Below are 18,956 nucleotides of genomic sequence, written 5' to 3'. Positions count from 1 at the left end.
TATCAGCCAACGGATTTATCATTTTTGGTTATATCCGGTATAAAAACTGAAAATCGTTTTTATACCGTGAATCTGTTGCCCAGTAAAGTATTTGTCTTAAAGTATAAGAAGTATAAGAAAAATTTAAGTCAATTATACGAGAGAAAATAAAAAATGCTTAAAAACCTTGATTTATAAGCATTTTACTTTGTATCATGTTGATGTTATCTATAAATATGTTTTACTTTGTATCATATTGATATTATGTGTATGATTGGATAAATGTGTTGATACATAAGGATTTTAAGTATATTTATGGGGTATTCTATGTATGATATTTTTTATATAAAAAAGATTTTGAAATTTTATTATACTTTTTATACGGAACCCATAAATACCTTATGTATCAACGGTTTTAACGGGATAAGTTGAAAAAATCATTTTTATACCGAGAGTGTGAAAAACGATAAATCCAGTACCCAGTAACGGATTCACGGTATACAAAGTTTTTATACCGAAAAACAGTTTTTTCACTGTATGATGAAAATATTAGCAATTTCTTTGTATCATAATGATACTATGTGCTGGTTTTTTAGCATTTTACGGTGAATACATGACATGTAGAACACATGATTTACACATACTATCATTATGATATTATGTGTAATTTGGATAAATCCGTTGATACGTAATGGATTTGTATTTAGTGTAGACTAAAATAAAAATGTTATATATATGTTCCCAAAAAACGTGCTACACGTGCTACAAAACACATAAATCCCTTACCCAGTACTGGATTTATGCGTAGCACGTTGTTTTTTTTGTCTGCTACACTGTCTGCTACAAAAACGCTGAATGTGCTGCTGGGCACTGGATTTATGCGTAGCACGAAACGTGCTACATTTTTTTGGCTTCTGTATTTTCAAATGCTGATAATATCTATCATCACATTTTTCCTGTATGCAGTTAGCAGAACAATTCAAAACCCATCGTTTAACATGCCGTATGACGTCACCACGCGTATAAAATCATTAATCTGTAAAATTCCTCGATTTTATATGAAAATCTTCACCACGCGGTCATACGGCACCTTAAAACGCTATATCTATGATTTTCTGTGTATTACACGAAAAAATAATCCCTACTCGTTTCCGGGTAGGGATTTTGTTTACTTACTGAGCTGACCTTTTGTAGCCATGTACACTTTAGCATTGCTCCAATCTGGATGAGCTGCTCTCATGTTTCTGTAAACCTTCTTAAAAGTGTTCTTTGCTTTGTTCCATTCTTTTGCTGTCATAATCGTAATCTCCTTTTCTTTTTGTGTATGATTAATCTTTGATTATTTTCACAATGAAACCCGTTAGACTGCGTAAGCAGTATTGTTAAAAGACCATCTTTGATGGATTAAATGGAGACCGAAGGTCACAGAAAGTTCTGTTGTATTCTGCTGGAATAACATAAACATGCCATCTGATGCACCGTATGACGTCACCACGAGCATAAAATGTAAATTCTGTAAAATTATACGTTTTTCGTTAAAATCATCGTTACACATGATTTTCAGGCGTTATACGACTATATACAAAAAATAACCCACAGAGCCTGCTAAGCTCCGTGAGTTCTTAAATCTTTCTCCATGGTGATGGATTTTTTCCCCATGCGGCTAACGTCGGATGGTCTAATTTTGACCATGGTGTTGAATAATTGCCATCGTCTTTGATGATTAAGTCAGCGAATGTAATATCATAAATGATATCATGACATGCGTCCACTATTTCTCTTTGTCTTTTGACACCTGTCAGTGTTGGATAGTTCTTATCTACACGTTTTGCAGCATCACGCATTAATCGTTCGTATCCTGGACGATTGATTTTGGCAACGCGGAAATTTCGATATAGCTGAACGCGTACTACGCTTTCTGTATCATCTTCTGGAATGATATCTTTAAAAAGCTTTATCACATCGCCTGCATGTGTTACATCATAAGATTTTTTTTCTTCGTCATAATAAAATACCATAGTTTCCAAGCTCCTTTGTATATAAACGTTTCACGATGATTTTCAATCATTACAGAATGACGCCCGTCGATGTGACGATAGTCACATCTTTTACAATCCTGTTTACAGGATTGATTTTTTGTTGGAGATTTTATAAGAAACACATTGAAAAACGCACGTTTATGTGCTAAAATGCGTTTATAGGGTAGGAAAACAAAAACAAGTTGCGTAGCAGATATCTTGATTTTGTGTGAATACTCTTGTCACTCCTTGTATGGGAGTGTGAATTGAAATATGTTTGGAGATGTGGAGAAATGTTTTAAATGTCACTCCTGTATAGGAGTGTGAATTGAAATAATTTCATACAGCATAACATCGCATCGTGTGTCACTCCTGTATTGGAGTGTGAATTGAAATTGAGTGTAAAAAACACCATGGGCAAAATATGGCACATAAATTGGTCAAATTTTGGTCCTATTTTGCCCATAATTTGCACCATATTTTTCCCATCAAAATTTTTTTGAACAATCTGCTGAAAATGCAGTTTTTATATATTTTATATTTATCATGTAGATATCTAATGACTATAAAATATCTACTTAATATATATATTTATATTCCCTTTTAAAACCCATGGATTTTTCCATGGGCATTTTTTGTGCCATAAATTGGTCCTATTTTGACCAAAATATGGCACATGTTTTGCCCAAAATTTTCCCATCATTTAAAATCATGATTTTGTGACACACGATGAAATTGACATACACTGTATTTTGGGTAGGAAATTTCATGTATCCTATTGCAATTCATATCTGTATCTATTATAATGTTTATAGATATTAAATAGATATTCAATAGATATAAAATATATATAAAATAGATACAACGTATATATAAAAGGAGTGATTTACATGAAAACAGTAGTATTCGTATCCGAGAAGGGCGGGGTAGGAAAGACACGTTTATCAGATGAATTGTATTATTACTATACAAGACAGAATGTTCCAACGTCTTTATACAGTTTCGATGGACAGTACAAAAATCGTAATAATGACAAGAAAGTAGATAATCCAACCGTGGCGGTTGTCGATACACCGGGACGCATCATGGATGATAAGACTGTACAGACCATCCAAGGTGCTGATGTGGTTGTGATTCCGGTACGACCAACAGGTGGTAACATCGAAGCATTTACGCGTACAGTGTCTCTTGTAAAGAAGAATACAAACTGTCCGATTGTCATTGCTGTCAATGGTGTCAACAGATTTACAGCATCCGTGTCATTTATGGAATGGCTGCAGAAATACAGACAGAAAGAGCATCTGGATACTGTATTGACCATTCCACAGTCAGAAGTTCTCGTTCAGGCTGAGAACTGTCGCTGTTCTGTCAACGAAATCAATAAGCATTCTCCAGCAGCACAGGCTGTAAACAACTTGTGTTCCGAAATCAGCTATCTTGCCAAGGTGCCTGTACAGCAGCAGCCGAAGGCAAAGAAGAGCAAGAAACTGGTTGCAAAATAAATATTCAGTATCTATAATATAGATATGTAATATTTATTTTTAGACGAACATGCAGAAGTAAGGAGATGATTGAGATGCCAAGAGCAAAAAAGAATATGACAAGTCTTTTAGACAGTTTTGAGAGTGATACAGAAAAAGAACATGATGCAGCAGTGACAGCAGCATCGAAGACACCGAAGAAAACAGTCGGCGGTGATACAAGAGCAACAGCACTTGTATCAATGACGGTTGATGAAAAAGAACGGCTGACAACAAAAGCAAAGGCACACGGCTTGAGCTTGTCTGCATTTTTCAGATTGGCTGCTGATGAATACATGAACAATCACAATTGGTAATATATGGGTATATGGATGTGGAGTGGAATGCGCAGTAGCAGTAGCCGATTTTGTGGTTATGTGGGTAACTCGGAGAGTTATCCATATATCCATCAAAATAGATATAGAATATATATCGTATAGATATTAAATATATACAAAAAGGAGAAAAACATAATGGCGAATAGTGATGAGTTAATTACAAGCGTTGGTAAAAATTCCAACGATACAGCAGCTCTTGTATGGTCTGTTGCTGATGACCTTGTAGGAGCATATAAACCTCATGAATATGGTCTTGTTATTCTGCCGATGACAGTAATCAAGCGTTTCCATGATTGTTTGCTGCCAACACATCAGGCAGTTCTTGATACATACAAGAAAGTAGAAAAGCTGGCTGTAAAAGATGGTTTCCTGCGTAAAGCGTCAGGCTATCAGTTTTACAATACAAGTCCATTTACGTTCAAGACATTGATTGCTGACCCTGAAAATATCGTAGATAATTTCAAGGCGTATCTGAATGGATTCTCTGATAACATTCAGGACATTCTTGCCCGTATGGACTTTGATGCCCAGATTAAGCATATGGAAGAAGCAGGTCTTCTGTATCAGGTAATTTCTGATTTCTGTACAGATAAGGGTGATTTCTCACCTGAGAAAATCAGTGCGGTTGACATGGGATATGTGTTTGAAAATCTTGTTCGTAGATTCTCTGAATCGTATAACGAAGAAGCAGGAGCACATTTCACAAGCCGTGACATCATCTATCTGATGAGTGACCTTCTTGTGGCTGGTGATGAATCAGCATTTACAGGAGACGGTATTTCAAAGACTGTTTATGATATGACCATGGGAACATCTCAGATGCTTACCTGTATGGAAGAAAGATTGAAGCAGATGGATGCAGATGCAGACGTTACTGTATTCGGTCAGGAGTTCAATCCATTTACATTCGGTATTGCAAAGGCTGATATGCTTATCCGTGGCGGTGACCCTAACAATATGCAGTTCGGTGATACCTTGTCTGATGACAAGTTCAGCGGATATAAGTTTGATTATATTATCAGCAATCCACCATTCGGTATTCCGTGGAAACGTGAGGAAAAAGAGGTCACAGCGGAATTTAAGAAAGGTACTGCCGGAAGATTTGCACCGGGACTGCCAGCAAAGGGTGACGGACAGCTTCTGTTCATGCTGAACGGTCTTGCAAAGCTGAAAGATGATGGTCAGATGGCAATTATCCAGAACGGTTCATCTTTGTTCAATGGTGATGCTGGTTCCGGTCCTTCTGAGATTCGTAGATATTTAATCGAGAATGATTGGCTGGATGCGATTGTACAGTTGCCAAACAATGCTTTTTACAATACAGGCATTGCAACATATATCTGGATTGTAATGAAGAATAAGCCTGTGGCACATCAGGGCAAAGTACAGCTGATTGATGCATCTGCTTGTTGTTCAGCAAGACGTAAGAATATCGGTTCAAAGAACGTAGATATTACAAAGGCTTGCCGTGATTTGATTATTGAAGCGTATGGCGCATATGTAGACGGCACATATAATGGTGTAGATGAAAATGATAATGCAATCATTGTAAAGAGTAAGGTTATGGATGCCATTGACCTTGGATATAACAAGATTGTAGTCGAAACACCTCAGCTGGATGAAGATGGAAATATCATCATGAAGAAAAAGAAACCAGTAGCCGATACATCAAAACGTGATACAGAGAATGTGCCGCTTGCAGAAGATATTGATGCTTATTTTGAACGTGAGGTCATTCCGTACAATCCGCAGGCTTGGATTGATAAAGCCAAAACAAAAGTAGGATATGAGATTCCGTTCACCAGAACATTCTATGAATACAAGCAGATTGAGCCATCAGATGTGATTGCAGCACGTATTGAAGAACATGAAAAGAGCTTGATGGCGAAATTGCATGATTTGTTCGGGGGTGAATGATTATGGCAATGATTAGACCTGAAACGGAAATGAAAGATAGTGGTGTACAGTGGTTAGGAAATATTCCAAAAGAGTGGAGTGTTGGTAAGGTTAAGCATGAATTTTATGCTACAAAAACGATTGTTGGAGATAAGGTCAATGATTATGAACGTTTGGCACTTACTCTTAATGGTGTAATTAAGCGTTCTAAAGATGCAGGTGATGGTCTTCAGCCTGAGAAGTTTGATGGGTATCAAATTCTGAAAGAACACGAACTTGTTTTCAAACTTATTGACCTTGCAAATGTATCTACAAGTAGAGTTGGTTTATCACCATACACAGGCATTGTTTCGCCTGCATATATTGTATTGCATCATCGTAAAGATATGAATCCTCGTTATGGTGAATATTATTTTTTATCAATGTGGATGAATGAAGTATTCAATCATATTGGTGGTGACGGTGTTCGTAGTGCGCTTAATGCAAAAGACTTGTTAAATATTCCATATTTGAAAGTTTCGCCAGATGAACAGCAAGCTATTGCCGATTATTTGGACGAAACTTGTTCCAAAATTGATGAAATTATTGCAGAAGCAAAAGCAAGTATTGATGAATATAAGGAATTGAAACAGTCTGTAATTTTTGAAGCGGTGACAAAAGGTCTTGATAAGAATGTTGAGATGAAAGATTCTGGCGTTGAGTGGATTGGAAAAATTCCAGCAAGTTGGGATGTTTTGCGAATTAAGGACATTGGTGCAGCAAGAAATGGATTGACATATTCTCCAAATGACCAAGTTGATTCAGGAAAAGGAACCTTGGTCCTTAGGTCATCAAATGTCCAAAATGGACAAATTGTATTTGATGATAATGTGTATGTGAATAAGGATATTCCTGATAATTTGATGTTAGATGAGGGTGATATTCTTATTTGTTCTAGGAATGGTAGTAGAAGGTTAATTGGTAAGAATGCGATTGTTCCAGAAAGTGGAAAATATACATTTGGAGCATTCATGATGGTGTTGAAGCCATTTAATGATAATAAGAAATATATTCATTGGATTTTGAATTCAGGTGTGTTTGGTTATTATTTGCCAATGTTTTTTACATCAACAATTAATCAATTAACAAGAGAGAATTTTCGTAATATGCAAATCCCGTATTGTATGGATGTAAATGTGCAAAAAGATATTGTAGAATATCTTGATAAAAAATGTGAGTTGTTTGATTCTCTCATTGCTGAAAAAGAATCTCTTATCAATGACCTTGAAACATACAAGAAATCACTGATTTACGAAGTGGTAACAGGAAAAAGAAGGGTGGTATAACCTATGGATGAAAATGAAAAACAGTTTGAATCCAATATCGAAGCCTTTCTTATCTCACCTGATGGTGGATATGAAAAGGCAACAGATGCTGGATATACTTCATCTTATGGTATGGCGTTGGATATTCATACACTGGTTGGGTTTGTGAAAGCAACCCAGCCTACCCAGTGGCAGCGTTTTGAAAAACAGTGTAATTCTGACCCGTACAAGAAGTTTTATAAATGTTTTGAAGATGCCGTACAGATGGATGGCTTGCTGTCTGTCATGCGACATGGATTTAAACATCGTGGAATGGATTTTAAGGTTTGTTATTTTAAGCCTGAATCCACTCTGAATGATGTTGCTGTAAAAAGATATGAGCAGAATGTGTGTCAGTGTATCAGACAGTGGCACTATTCAGAGCAGAACAACAATTCAGTTGATATGATGCTTGCAATCAACGGTATTCCAGTGGTTGCGATTGAATTAAAGAATCAGCTGACAGGTCAGACGGTAGACAATGCAAAATTGCAGTGGCAGTATGACCGTGACCAGAGGGAACCTGCATTTTGGCTGAATCATCGTATTCTGGCATATTTTGCAGTAGACCTGTATGAAGCATGGATGACTACAGAGTTGAAAGGTACAGATACATATTTTTTGCCATTCAATCAGGGTTCCAACGGTGCTGGAAATGATGGTGGTGCAGGTAATCCGCAGGCAGAAGATGATAATTATGTGACATCTTATATCTGGGAAAACGTATTACAGAAAGACAGCTTGCTGGATATTATTCAGAAGTTCATCAGCTTTGAGGTGAAGACCGAAAAGAAAGATGGAAAGAATGTTACAAAGAAACGTCTGATTTTCCCTAGATTTCATCAGCTGGATGTAGTACGTAAGCTGATTGCTGATGTGCGTGAGAATGGTTCAGGGAACAATTATCTGATTCAGCACTCAGCTGGTTCAGGAAAGTCAAACTCTATTGCATGGACGGCGTATCGTCTGGCATCCTTGCATAATGATGATAATGAGCCTGTATTTACATCGGTTGTTATCGTAACTGACAGACGTAATCTGGATGCACAGTTGCAGGAGACAATTACAGGATTCGACCATACACTTGGCAGTGTGTGTGCGATTGATGAAAAGAAATCCTCTAAGGATTTAAAGGATGCATTGAACGCCGGAAAGAGAATCATTGTAACAACATTACAGAAATTCCCAGTCATTTATGAAGAAGTGGATGATACAACAGATAAGCGATTTGCGATTATCGTGGATGAAGCACATTCTTCACAGACTGGTTCCTCTGCAATGAAATTGAAGGCTGCACTTGCGGATGTATCGGATGCTCTGAAAGAGTATGCGGAACTGGAAGGAAAAGCCGAAGATGAATTGTTGGATGACAATGACCGTCTGGTGCGTGAGATGATTGCTCATGGAAGACATAAGAATCTTTCATTCTTTGCGTTTACAGCAACACCAAAGGGTGCAACATTGGAGATGTTCGGTACAGAATGGAATGATGGTTCTTATCATCCATTCCATGTATATTCGATGCGTCAGGCAATCGAAGAAGGATTCATTCTGGATGTTCTTCAGAACTATACAACGTATAGAACGTGCTATCAGATTGCGAAGAACACAAAGGATAATCCTGATGTTCCGCAGTCAAAGGCATTGAAGACAATCAAGAAATACGAAGAGCTGCATCCGTATAACATTCAGCAGAAATCAGCGATTATTGTTGAAACATTCCGTAATGTAACGAAGCAGAAAATCAAGGGAAAAGGAAAGATGATGGTTGTAACATCATCGAGACTTGCTGCTGTTCGTTATTATCATGAGATTAAGAACTATTTGGAATCAAATGGTTATCATGATGTGGAAATCTTGGCTGCGTTCTCTGGTTCTATCAAAGACCCGGATGACCAGAAGGATGTTGAATGGACAGAAAGCAAGCTGAATGGTGTGAATGAATCACAGACAAAACAGGTATTTCATGATGAAGGAAATATTCTGATTGTGGCTGAGAAATATCAGACTGGATTTGATGAACCATTACTTCATACAATGATTGTCGATAAGAAATTGCGTGGTGTAAAAGCTGTTCAGACACTGAGCAGATTGAACCGTACACATCCTGATAAACAGGATACGTTCATCATTGATTTTGTGAATACAAAAGAAGATATTTTGAAAGCGTTCCAGCCGTTTTATCAGGAAACATCATTGGCTCAGGAAATCAATACTGACTTGATTTACAAGACACAAAAGATGTTGCGTGCTTTTAAAATCTATGATGATACAGACATCGAAAAGGTGAATAAAATCTATTTCGATGAGGATAAACGTAAGGCAAATAAGATTCAGGCAGCGGTGACAAATGCATTGTTACCGATTCAGCAGAAGTACAACGCATTGAATCAGGAACAGAGATACCAGTTCCGTAAACTTTGCAGAACATTTGTAAAATGGTATGGATATATTACACAGATTGTACGTATGTTTGATAAGCAGATGCATGATGAATATATCTTCTGTTCTTACTTGGCAAAGGTTGTACCAGCTGACCCTAAGATTCCGTTTGACCTTGGTGACAGAGTGAAACTTGAGTATTACAATCTTGAGAAAACTTACGAAGGTTCCATTGGTCTTGTGAAAGAAGAGAAGGGTGTTTATGAATCGGCGAAGTTGAAAAAGCCTGTGAAAATGACTGAGACACTCAGTCCATTGGAACAGGTCATTGATAAAATCAATCAGCAGTATGTAGGAAATTTTACTGATGGTGACAAGGTTGTAATTACAGCGTTGCATCAGAAATTGAAGAACAATAAAAAGCTGATGAAAGCTGCGAAGACAGATGGTCGTCAGATTTTTGAAAAGAATATTTTCCCACAGATGTTCGATGATGCAGCACAGGAAGCGTATGTTGAAAGTACGGAAACATACACGAAATTGTTTGAGGACGCTGGAAAGTATCGTGCTATCATGAGTGCGTTAGCTCAGGTAATGTTTGATGAAATGAAGAATGAAAAAGAATAAATATTGTTGATGTAATGTATAGTCCCGTGACGAGATTTAGTTCTCATCACGGGATATTTTTTTGTTTGTAATACAGAAACACGATATAAAAATAAAGTTTACACTATGGGTAGGAAAACACATCAAAATGTGTTATATTTCAAGTATCAGGGAAAGTAAGTTAACAGAATTTATATAGAAAATGGAGGTTACAGTATATGAGTAATTTAAAAAACGTTCGTGCAGAACTTGAAAAAATGAAGAAGGAAATGGCTGCGAAAGAAGCCGAACTTAAGCGTGAAGAAGCACGCCCGGTCATTGAAATTGTTAATGATGCATTGCTGAACAGTGAGACCGTACAGGAAAAAATGTCAGCGTACAGCAAGGACGAAGCACGTGTGATTGCGAAGCACATTGTGAAGAACATTGATGCCATCATCAGTGAATCACAGGGTGAAATCAATGAGCTGAGAGCAAAGAAAAAGGAACGTGCTGAAAAGAGAAAAGCTGCAAAGCTTGATAGAGAACTGGAAAAGATGGCAGCGGAAGATGACTATGAAGATGACGGCATGTACGGAGTAAACCAGTTCGAGGAACCAGACCCATACGAAACAGGACAGTTGCAGTAATGCATGTGAACAGTTGTGAAAACTGTTTGTTGTTTTGTTCGTGTTGGGGCTGAAAATAAGAGTGAGCAGGATGCGAACGAAGCATGAAGGGGTCAAGGGGAAACGAAGTTTCCCTTGCAAGTAAGTGAGCGTAAGCGAACGGTAGGGTTTTTCGGCTCCGCCGACAAACCCTATACTTGCATTTTTAAAGAAAATGGGTAGGAAACCATGTACACAAGTGTTAGGGGACAAACCCTATATGGATGTGAACATGGGGCGAAAATACACCGTTGGGGACAAACCCTATGGGTAAAACAGCAGGTATTTGAGCAAGCAGGTGAACATTGGTGCAGAAAAGCCGGATTCGGCTTTGCAAGACAATGTGAACGAAGAAAGGAGATGACTGTGAATGTCGAGTGTGAATAATACGAACGGTCCAGTTGATTTTTGGGCGGAGTTAAAGAAAAAGAAAGAGGAAGAAGCACGACAAAAGGAACAGGAAGCTCGTGAATTAGAAATGCAGTCTGCCATGCAGCAGGATGAGATTGATAATTTACCGGAGCCTGAACCAGATGATGACTTTACTGCATCCGAAGTGGTACAGGAACCGACAGGAGATGATGAAAAAGAAATCATCTCAGGCAGTAATACAGAAGAAAGCGAAGATGAAATCGGTGAAGAGGAGTTAATCAAGCTTGTAAAAATTTCAGCACGAATCAATGAGAAAGTTGATGAAGTGATGAAGGACATGGCAAAAGAATTTGATGTGCCATTCTCTCAGGTGGTAAGACTTGCGATTGATGGACATCTTGAAAAATATCTTGGAACCGTGAGATACATCGACGGTGACCAGGGCGAGTACATGAAGCGTGCAACAGCTCTGATTGCGAATGAGTTACAAGGTATCAAGACAGCGTTGAACAAGCTGGGAGTGAATGTGAACCAGATTGCAAAATGGAATAACATTGACAGACGTATCAGTCTGTTAGAGAAGCAGTTACAGACTGCGAATCCATCGGAACAGAGATACATCAATATGAGATTGCAGGAATTGCACAGAGCACAGGCGGCATGTAACTGGAGTTATTTCACACTGTTCAGTGTTGAGAAATACATGGAACAATTAGACAATGCATCAGAAAGGATTGGTAAGGAATTATGGCATACACAAGAGTAACAAGGACTGCGAACGGACATGGTGCTCTTATGTATGCATACGGAAAAGGTAAGGGACATAACGGCAGTGACTTCCGTAATGATTTGATTGCAAATGTGAATATCTTACCGGGTGTACCAGCAGAAATTCAGATGCAAAAGTATTGGAACAGAGCAAGAGCAAATCATAAAACACAGGTGATTCGTGTTGTGCAATCGTTCAGTGTACGTGAACTGAATCCAGATGAACCGGCAGACATTCTGACTGCGAACATCATCGGTCAGGAGTTTGTACAGAAATATTATCCAGACCGACAGGCGGTCGTGTTTACACAGACCGATGGTAAATCAGGATTGATACATAACCATGTCATTATCAGTGATACAGACATGACATCGAGTAGAGGTTGTGATAAACAGCAGTATTATCAGCCGACACTTGCAAAGTGGACAGATGAGATTGCAGGTCAGTATTTCGAGTTGGATTTTGGTGATACAACAGTTCCAGACAAGACAACACAGACTGAGAGAGCGAAGCGTGCACTTGGTGAATACGTATGGAAAGATGATTTGAAATCACGTATTACAGAAGCATTGAACGAGAGTGAAAGCGAAGAAGATTGGATTAAAAATCTGCCAGCTCACGGCGTGAACATCGAAGTACACGACAGCAAGAAGCGTGGAAAATATTACACGTATGAATTGATGGATACAGATGGATTCGGTGATAAAAAGATTCCTCAGAATTTAAAATCACGTTCATACAAGCTGGGAACATTGTATGATGCAGAGCATGTACAGGAGTATTTTTCTGAGAAGGAATTGGAACACAAGCATCATGGAAATCGTAATGAAGATAATGAACATGTGACGGTACAGGAAGATGAAACGAATGTGACTTTGCCAGCACAGGAAGATGTGACACCAGTGCAGCGTGCAGCGATGCTGCCGGATGCAGATGACTGGGACGAAGATGAACACGAGAGTAAATCGGATGTGAAAAGACCCGTCACCGGACGTGTAGAGATTGTTGTTCCGGATGATGTAACAAGTGTTCCTCACTATAGACCAAGTAAGAATGTGAAGGTGCGTGAGTCATATCTCAACGTGGATGAACAGGATGATATTGATGATTTGGTTCTGGACAAGTCTGAAGATAAGAGAAGTGATATTTTGGCAATGCGATTACAGCAGAAAGCAGAACGAGACAGAAAACGTAAGAAAGCAAATTCTGGTGTAGTAGAGATTCGTAAAGATATGAAATCTGTACGTGGATTGTCAACAGAGTCTGTCATGGAACGTATCAGAGGTGTACAGGATGAAAAAGATGATAGAAGTTTGTAAGGAAAGGGGTGAGCGTGATGCTAATTATTTTTTCATAAAATAATTAAATCTAACGAAAGGAGATATTCATTATGACTGATGAAGAAAGAGCAAGATTTAGAGAAAAAGCGAAGCAGAGAGCAGAAGCGGAAGCACAGAACAAAGGGATTGCACCACAGGCTCCTGTTCAGATGAATGTGCAGCAGCAGCCAGTACAGGATGAAAATGGACAGACATTTGCATATGTAGCATTTGGATGTGGTATTGCTGCGATTGTACTTATCTTTATTATGTGGTTGCTTGGTATTGCATGTGCTATTGTCGGCATTATTATGTCGCATATGGCTATTACGCATGGTTATAAAGATAACAGTATGCGAAAAATCGGATTTGTTCTGTCATGGGTAGCAATCGGTCTTTCGATTGCACTGTTCGTGTTCTCTATTGTAATGGTTTTTATAGGCGTTGGTCTTTATGGTCATGCCATAAACAGCATGTTGGATTTTTCAAATGATGCTGTAAAATCATGGGGCGGTTCAGGCGTATCCAATATGATTATGTTTTTGAGATAGTAAAACATAATACATAAGAAAAAGGACATCTGAGAAATCAGGTGTCTTTTTTACAGCCTGTTTTATATGAATTTATACGATACATCTAAATTCTATTTTTTTATCTTGAAATGAGATATAAAATCTGATAGCATAGTATATATGAATATAGACGGACGTTTATATTAGTATATAAAAAGAGGTGATACATAGTGATTTATGGATATGTGAGAGTATCTACAGATAAACAGAATATTGACAGACAGATTCGTAATATCTTAGCTGTGGATGCATCTGCGAAGATTTATCAGGAAATCTTCACTGGTACAAAGACCACCGGGAGACATGAATTTCAGAAGTTGCTGAACAAAGTACAGAGTGGAGATACAATCATCTTTGATTCTGTATCTCGTATGAGCAGAAATGCAGCAGAAGGATTTGAGTTATACAAGAAGCTGTTTGATGATGGTGTAAATCTTGTATTTATCAATGAACCATATATCAATACAGATGTGTATAAAGCTACAAGAGATGCATTGGTTCCAATGACCAATACGGATGTAGATTTGATTTTGGCTGGTGTGAATCAGTATCTGATGAAACTGGCTGAAAAGCAGGTAGAGCTTGCATTTGAGCAGGCACAGAAAGAGCGTGATGATTTATCAGAACGCACAAAGCAAGGTTTACAGACAGCAAAGCTGAATGGAAAGCAACTGGGACGTGCAAAAGGTACTGTTGTAGTTACAAAGAAATCTGATGAAAGTAAAAAGAAGATGTTACAACATGCTAAAACATTTGGTGGTACATTGACGGATGTAGAAATGATTAAATTGCTGGGAATTGATAAGAACACTTATTACAAGTACAAAAAGGAATTGAAAAACGCACGTTTATGTGATAATATGCGTTTATAGGGTAGGAAATAAAACAAGTTATGTAACAGATATCTTGATTTTTGTGTGGATTACCCTTTGTCACTCCTGTATAGGAGTGTGAATTGAAATGCCATTGTCTGCTCATTGATATTACTTCTTTCTGTCACTCCTGTATTGGAGTGTGAATTGAAATTGTATTGCAGACTGTTTAATGTATCAGCTGTGTCGCTCTCTGTATGAGAGCGTGAATTGAAACGTGCTATTGCCAGAGGGTCTGCCTTCGGCGTTGTCACTCCCATTTTGGGAGTGATTTTTTTTGCGTTCAATCATGTAGATAAATGTTGAAAGAAGTGTATCAACGATATATAATAGAAGCACGATATAGACGATATAGTAAAGAAAGTGGGTAGGAAAATGGCAAGGAAGAGGCAGAATTGTTATATATACACGAGAGTGTCCACAGAAATGCAGGTAGATGGATACAGTCTGGAGGCTCAGAAAGAGCGACTACGAAGCGAAGCAAAACATCGTGGCATGAAGGTGGTTGGCGAATACAGTGATGAAGGTAAAAGTGGTAAGAATATCACTGGAAGACCGGAATTCAAACGTATGTTGAGCGATATTAAGACTGGTAAGGATGATGTACAAGTGGTCTTGGTGTTCAAGCTTAGTCGTTTTGGGAGAAATACGTCTGATACACTCAATGCGTTGCAATATCTTGAGGATTACGGAGTAAGTCTTATATGCGTCGAAGACGGCATTGATTCATCGGGTCCAGCAGGTAAATTGATGATTTCCGTGCTGGCTGCGGTTGCTGAGATTGAACGTGATAACATACATGTTCAGACAATGGAAGGTCGCAAGCAGAAAGCCAGGGATGGCAAATGGAACGGTGGTTTTGCACCTTATGGCTATAAACTTGTAGACAAAGAGGGTGAAAAAGCGAAAGTTCTGGTCATCAATGAAGAGGAAGCGGAGCTTGTGCGACTGATTTACAAACTGTATTTACAGGGTATGGGATTAAGCAGAGTTGCAAAATGGCTTAATGACAACGGATATACAAAGAAAATCAGGCAAAATGGGTCTGTATCGCTCATATCATCCGCTTTTGTAAAAGGTGTTCTGGATAATCCGGTCTACGGCGGATTTATTGCATACGGCAGACGTAAGAACGAGAAGATAGATGGTACACGTGACGAGTATCATGTTGTAAAACAGGACAAGGATAGTTATAAGTTGTATGAAGGTCAGCACGAAGCAATCATTGACAGAGAGACATGGTTCAGGGTACAGGCGAAACGTGAGCTGAACGCTTTTAAGCGTGAGAAGACGCACAGCAAGGAACATGAACATATGGTGTCTGCATTGCTGAAATGCCCGGTCTGCGGTGCGAGCATGTATGGCGTGGTAAACAGAAAGAAGAAAAAGGGGTCTGAGGAGTTCTATACAGATATGTGGTACTATATCTGTAAAAATCGAAAAATGGTGTCTGGTCATCCTTGCGATTATAAAAAGCATATTCGGCAAGAGGAAATCAATGCAGAGGTAATCGCTCTGGTCAAATACGTGTTCGGTGGCGAAAACGATATGAAAGACCAGATTTTGAAAAGGCTGGATTCTGATGATTCTGTTAAGGAACTGCAGGAAGAGAAGACACGTCTTGAGAAAGAGAAAAATTCTCTGGTTTCTAAGAAAAAAAAGCAGCTGCGACGTATCAATGATTTGGATATAGACGATGAGTTCTATGATGATTTGATGAAGACATACAAAGATGGATTGTATGAAATCAATGAGCAGATTGCAGTGATTGACAGTAATCTGTATCAGAATGAGCTTGCAATACAGAATGCACAGGGTGAAAACTTGTCTGTAGAAGTGTACAAGCGAATTATCGACGAGATGATTGATAACATTGATGATATGACGGATGCTGACAAGAAGATGCTGATGAATCTGCTTATAGAGAAGATTGAGATATATACAGAGAAGCAGAAAGACGGTCGTTGGATTAAGTCTGTACAGTTCAAGATACCATTGAACATCGACGGAAAGGCTGTAGATACGCTGTATTTCGATGATGATGAAGATGATACAGAAGGTGATGAAAATTCCCTACCATTATCGAAAAATGTGGAGACAGTGGTCTTGATGTCAAAAGTGAAATAGCAGGGATACCATAAAAGGCTTGAAATCAAGGGATTCCGAGGATATTGCCCTAAGACGGGTGGTGTCCGGGAATCCTTTTTTATTTGCTTTCAAATCAAGCCGACTACCCTAAAAAGACAGGTGGAGGCTACAGAAACACTTTTTGCCTTATTGAGACTGTAGGTTTGTTGGAAAATGGCAGCTGTGGAGAGGGCGAGTGGTCAGGATTGTTGGATTTTATTTTACTGGCAATTTGCTTGACTTATATCCGGTACAGAGTGATGTATATAGCACCCATCAAGAATCTGGGAAAATCAGAAGGGAGCATGTACATGAAAGAATCGGATAAAAAGAAAATCGAAGAACTGTGGCTTCAAGGATATGGAAGTACAAAGATAGCAGAAAAACTTGGGATAAATGTCAATACAGTGAAATCGTTTTGCAGACGTCACGGGCTTTCCGGTGATAGGCAGCAGGAAAGGTTTAATAATACGGATATAGTAGTAAAGGAGCCACGGTGTAAATGCTGTGGTTCTTCTATTGCCTGGAGGAGTGGGACAAAGAAAAAAATCTTCTGTTCCGACAGTTGCAGAATGAAATGGTGGAACAGCCATCAAGAACTTGTAAACAGAAAAGCTGAGTATGTTTTTGTCTGCCGCAATTGTGGGAGACTGTTTACAGCTTACGGAAATAAGGAAAGAAAGTATTGTTCCCATAGCTGCTACATTGAGCATCGATAGGCATCGATACGGCAAAAAAGACAAATATTTCATATAAATTATAATGACATTGTGTTGACATTAGCCGAAAATTTGCATATACTATGCTTGAATGGAGGTGTTCAGAATGGCAACAACAAATTTGAATATCAGGATCGAAAAGACCATCAAAGACCAGGCAGAGGAGATCTTCAATGAACTCGGTCTGAATATGACAACTGCTGTCAATATGTTCCTGAGAACCGCTATCCGCGAACATGGTATTCCTTTTGAGCTGAAATTGGATGTACCGAATGAAATAACAGCAGCAGCCATTGCAGAAGGCAGAAAGTTGCTGGAAGATCCTTCTGCTCCGAGATACACCAGTATGGATGCACTGAAGGCGGCTCTTGAAGTATGAAATATGATGTGCAGTTTACCACTCAGTTTAAGAAGGATCTAAAGCTTGCAAAAAAGCAAAACAAAAACCTTGATAAACTGTTTGAGGTAATCGATATTCTGGCGAATGGCGGTACGCTGGATGCAAAATACAGAGATCACGATCTGACAGGCAACTACAAAGGAACTCGGGAGTGTCATGTAGAGCCAGACTGGCTGCTTATTTATGAGATTCGCGGGGATGTACTGGTTTTGATGCTGTATCGGCTTGGAACGCATTCTGAGTTGTTTAAGAAGTGAGAGCAACTGGGGATTTGTGGGGAAGAAAATGCAACTTCGAAAATATATAGCTTCTGACTGTGAACCGTTAGCAAAATTGTTTTTTCAAACTATTCACAGTATAAATGCGAAAGATTATACAAAAGAGCAGTTAGATGTGTGGGCAACTGGCACCGTTGATTTGAAAGAATGGGATAAATCATTTTTGAAACATCATACGATTGTTGCTATAGAGAATAATGAAATTCATCTATTACTGCACGACCGTTCTTTGAGTATCGAGGCTACTGTGTTATTCAAGAACAAGCAGTCGTTAGAAATGGAATAGCGTTAACGAATTATATTATGGAGAAATAGTCAGGTTCCAGTTTATTCAACTGAATAGAATAAGAATCATTTAGCATCGCTCGGAGTAATTCGGACGGTGCTTTTCTTATGCTCGGCAGAAATGCCGGGCAATTTTTATGCCCATTTTCAACAGAGGAGGGATGTGTTATGGCCGCAAGCCGGATTAAGGGTATCACCGTTGAGGTCAATTGATGTAACAAAAAATTGGACTGATTATTTATATATCATAAATGAATCTTCTGACGAGTGGAGCATTAAAACAAAGAAGAATAGATTTTTGTAAAGAATACCCGGATTTGAGTATTCAATTGTTTCATTCGGGTGGGATATTTCATGACAGATATATTATTCTGGATTATGGAACAGATGATGAAAAAGTATTTTTATGCGGAGCTTCTTCGAAAGATGCTGGTGGCAGAATTACATCTATTTTGGAGGATCCCGATAGAATGAAATATGATTCAATGATAAAGGATTTACTTAAAAATAATCA

At 38.5% G+C, this 18,956-nt stretch carries 17 protein-coding genes; 15 read left to right on the top strand and 2 right to left on the bottom strand.

Annotated elements, in window-relative coordinates; all coding sequences use genetic code 11:
• Positions 1-1,147 precede the first annotated feature (1,147 nt).
• A complete protein-coding gene (locus ACQRCC_RS02235; RefSeq protein ID WP_427849188.1) occupies positions 1,148-1,276 on the bottom strand; it encodes a hypothetical protein in 129 nt (42 codons plus the stop codon).
• Positions 1,277-1,601: 325 nt separating this feature from the next.
• Positions 1,602-1,997 (bottom strand): hypothetical protein, encoded by a 396-nt coding sequence (locus ACQRCC_RS02230; RefSeq protein ID WP_427849187.1) that lies wholly within the window; start codon positions 1,995-1,997, stop codon positions 1,602-1,604.
• An 890-nt stretch (positions 1,998-2,887) separates the two neighbouring features.
• Between ACQRCC_RS02230 and ACQRCC_RS02225 the strand changes: the two genes are divergently transcribed.
• The 15 genes from ACQRCC_RS02225 (at position 2,888) to ACQRCC_RS02155 (ending at position 18,443) form a co-directional block, all read left to right on the top strand.
• Positions 2,888-3,499, top strand: a complete 612-nt coding sequence (locus ACQRCC_RS02225) for a ParA family protein (protein ID WP_427849186.1) — start codon at positions 2,888-2,890, stop codon at positions 3,497-3,499.
• A 74-nt stretch (positions 3,500-3,573) separates the two neighbouring features.
• Positions 3,574-3,834: a plasmid mobilization protein gene (locus tag ACQRCC_RS02220; protein ID WP_427849185.1), complete on the top strand. Its 261-nt coding sequence runs from the start codon at positions 3,574-3,576 to the stop codon at positions 3,832-3,834.
• 156 nt (positions 3,835-3,990) lie between these two features.
• Positions 3,991-5,772, top strand: a complete 1,782-nt coding sequence (locus ACQRCC_RS02215) for a type I restriction-modification system subunit M (RefSeq protein WP_427849184.1) — start codon at positions 3,991-3,993, stop codon at positions 5,770-5,772.
• A gap of 2 nt (positions 5,773-5,774) precedes the next feature.
• Positions 5,775-7,076, top strand: coding sequence for a restriction endonuclease subunit S (locus ACQRCC_RS02210; protein WP_427849183.1), 1,302 nt, complete (start codon positions 5,775-5,777; stop codon positions 7,074-7,076).
• 3 nt (positions 7,077-7,079) lie between these two features.
• On the top strand, positions 7,080-10,103 hold the full coding sequence (locus ACQRCC_RS02205; protein ID WP_427849182.1) for a type I restriction endonuclease subunit R: 3,024 nt from the start codon (positions 7,080-7,082) through the stop codon (positions 10,101-10,103).
• A gap of 197 nt (positions 10,104-10,300) precedes the next feature.
• A complete protein-coding gene (locus tag ACQRCC_RS02200; protein ID WP_427849181.1) occupies positions 10,301-10,711 on the top strand; it encodes a hypothetical protein in 411 nt (136 codons plus the stop codon).
• 388 nt (positions 10,712-11,099) lie between these two features.
• The gene (locus ACQRCC_RS02195; protein WP_427849180.1) at positions 11,100-11,867 is read left to right on the top strand and encodes a hypothetical protein; all 768 of its coding nucleotides are present in this window, start codon (positions 11,100-11,102) and stop codon (positions 11,865-11,867) included.
• Entirely contained in the window at positions 11,849-13,189 is a 1,341-nt protein-coding gene (locus ACQRCC_RS02190; protein WP_427849179.1) for a relaxase/mobilization nuclease domain-containing protein, read from the top strand. The genes ACQRCC_RS02195 and ACQRCC_RS02190 overlap by 19 nt, the downstream gene beginning before the upstream one ends.
• Positions 13,190-13,260: 71 nt before the next feature.
• Complete coding sequence (locus ACQRCC_RS02185) at positions 13,261-13,740, top strand: DUF4190 domain-containing protein (protein WP_427849178.1); 480 nt, start codon at positions 13,261-13,263, stop codon at positions 13,738-13,740.
• Between the two features lie 191 nt (positions 13,741-13,931).
• Entirely contained in the window at positions 13,932-14,633 is a 702-nt protein-coding gene (locus ACQRCC_RS02180; RefSeq protein ID WP_427849177.1) for a recombinase family protein, read from the top strand.
• Positions 14,634-15,008: 375 nt separating this feature from the next.
• The gene (locus ACQRCC_RS02175) at positions 15,009-16,760 is read left to right on the top strand and encodes a recombinase family protein (RefSeq protein WP_427849176.1); all 1,752 of its coding nucleotides are present in this window, start codon (positions 15,009-15,011) and stop codon (positions 16,758-16,760) included.
• A 164-nt stretch (positions 16,761-16,924) separates the two neighbouring features.
• Entirely contained in the window at positions 16,925-17,479 is a 555-nt protein-coding gene (locus ACQRCC_RS02170; RefSeq protein WP_427849175.1) for a terminase gpP N-terminus-related DNA-binding protein, read from the top strand.
• Between the two features lie 106 nt (positions 17,480-17,585).
• Entirely contained in the window at positions 17,586-17,858 is a 273-nt protein-coding gene (locus ACQRCC_RS02165) for a type II toxin-antitoxin system RelB/DinJ family antitoxin (protein ID WP_427849174.1), read from the top strand.
• Positions 17,855-18,136 (top strand): type II toxin-antitoxin system YafQ family toxin, encoded by a 282-nt coding sequence (locus ACQRCC_RS02160; protein ID WP_300839986.1) that lies wholly within the window; start codon positions 17,855-17,857, stop codon positions 18,134-18,136. Before ACQRCC_RS02165 ends, ACQRCC_RS02160 begins: the two co-directional genes overlap by 4 nt.
• Before the next feature lie 28 nt (positions 18,137-18,164).
• Positions 18,165-18,443: a hypothetical protein gene (locus ACQRCC_RS02155; protein ID WP_427849173.1), complete on the top strand. Its 279-nt coding sequence runs from the start codon at positions 18,165-18,167 to the stop codon at positions 18,441-18,443.
• The last annotated feature ends 513 nt before the right edge of the window (positions 18,444-18,956 follow it).

The sequence above is a fragment of the Sporofaciens sp. SGI.106 genome (genome assembly GCF_050314255.1).
Lineage (GTDB): Bacteria > Bacillota > Clostridia > Lachnospirales > Lachnospiraceae > Claveliimonas.
Note: the sequence above shows the minus strand (reverse complement) of the source record. Positions and strands in the feature narration are given on the sequence as shown.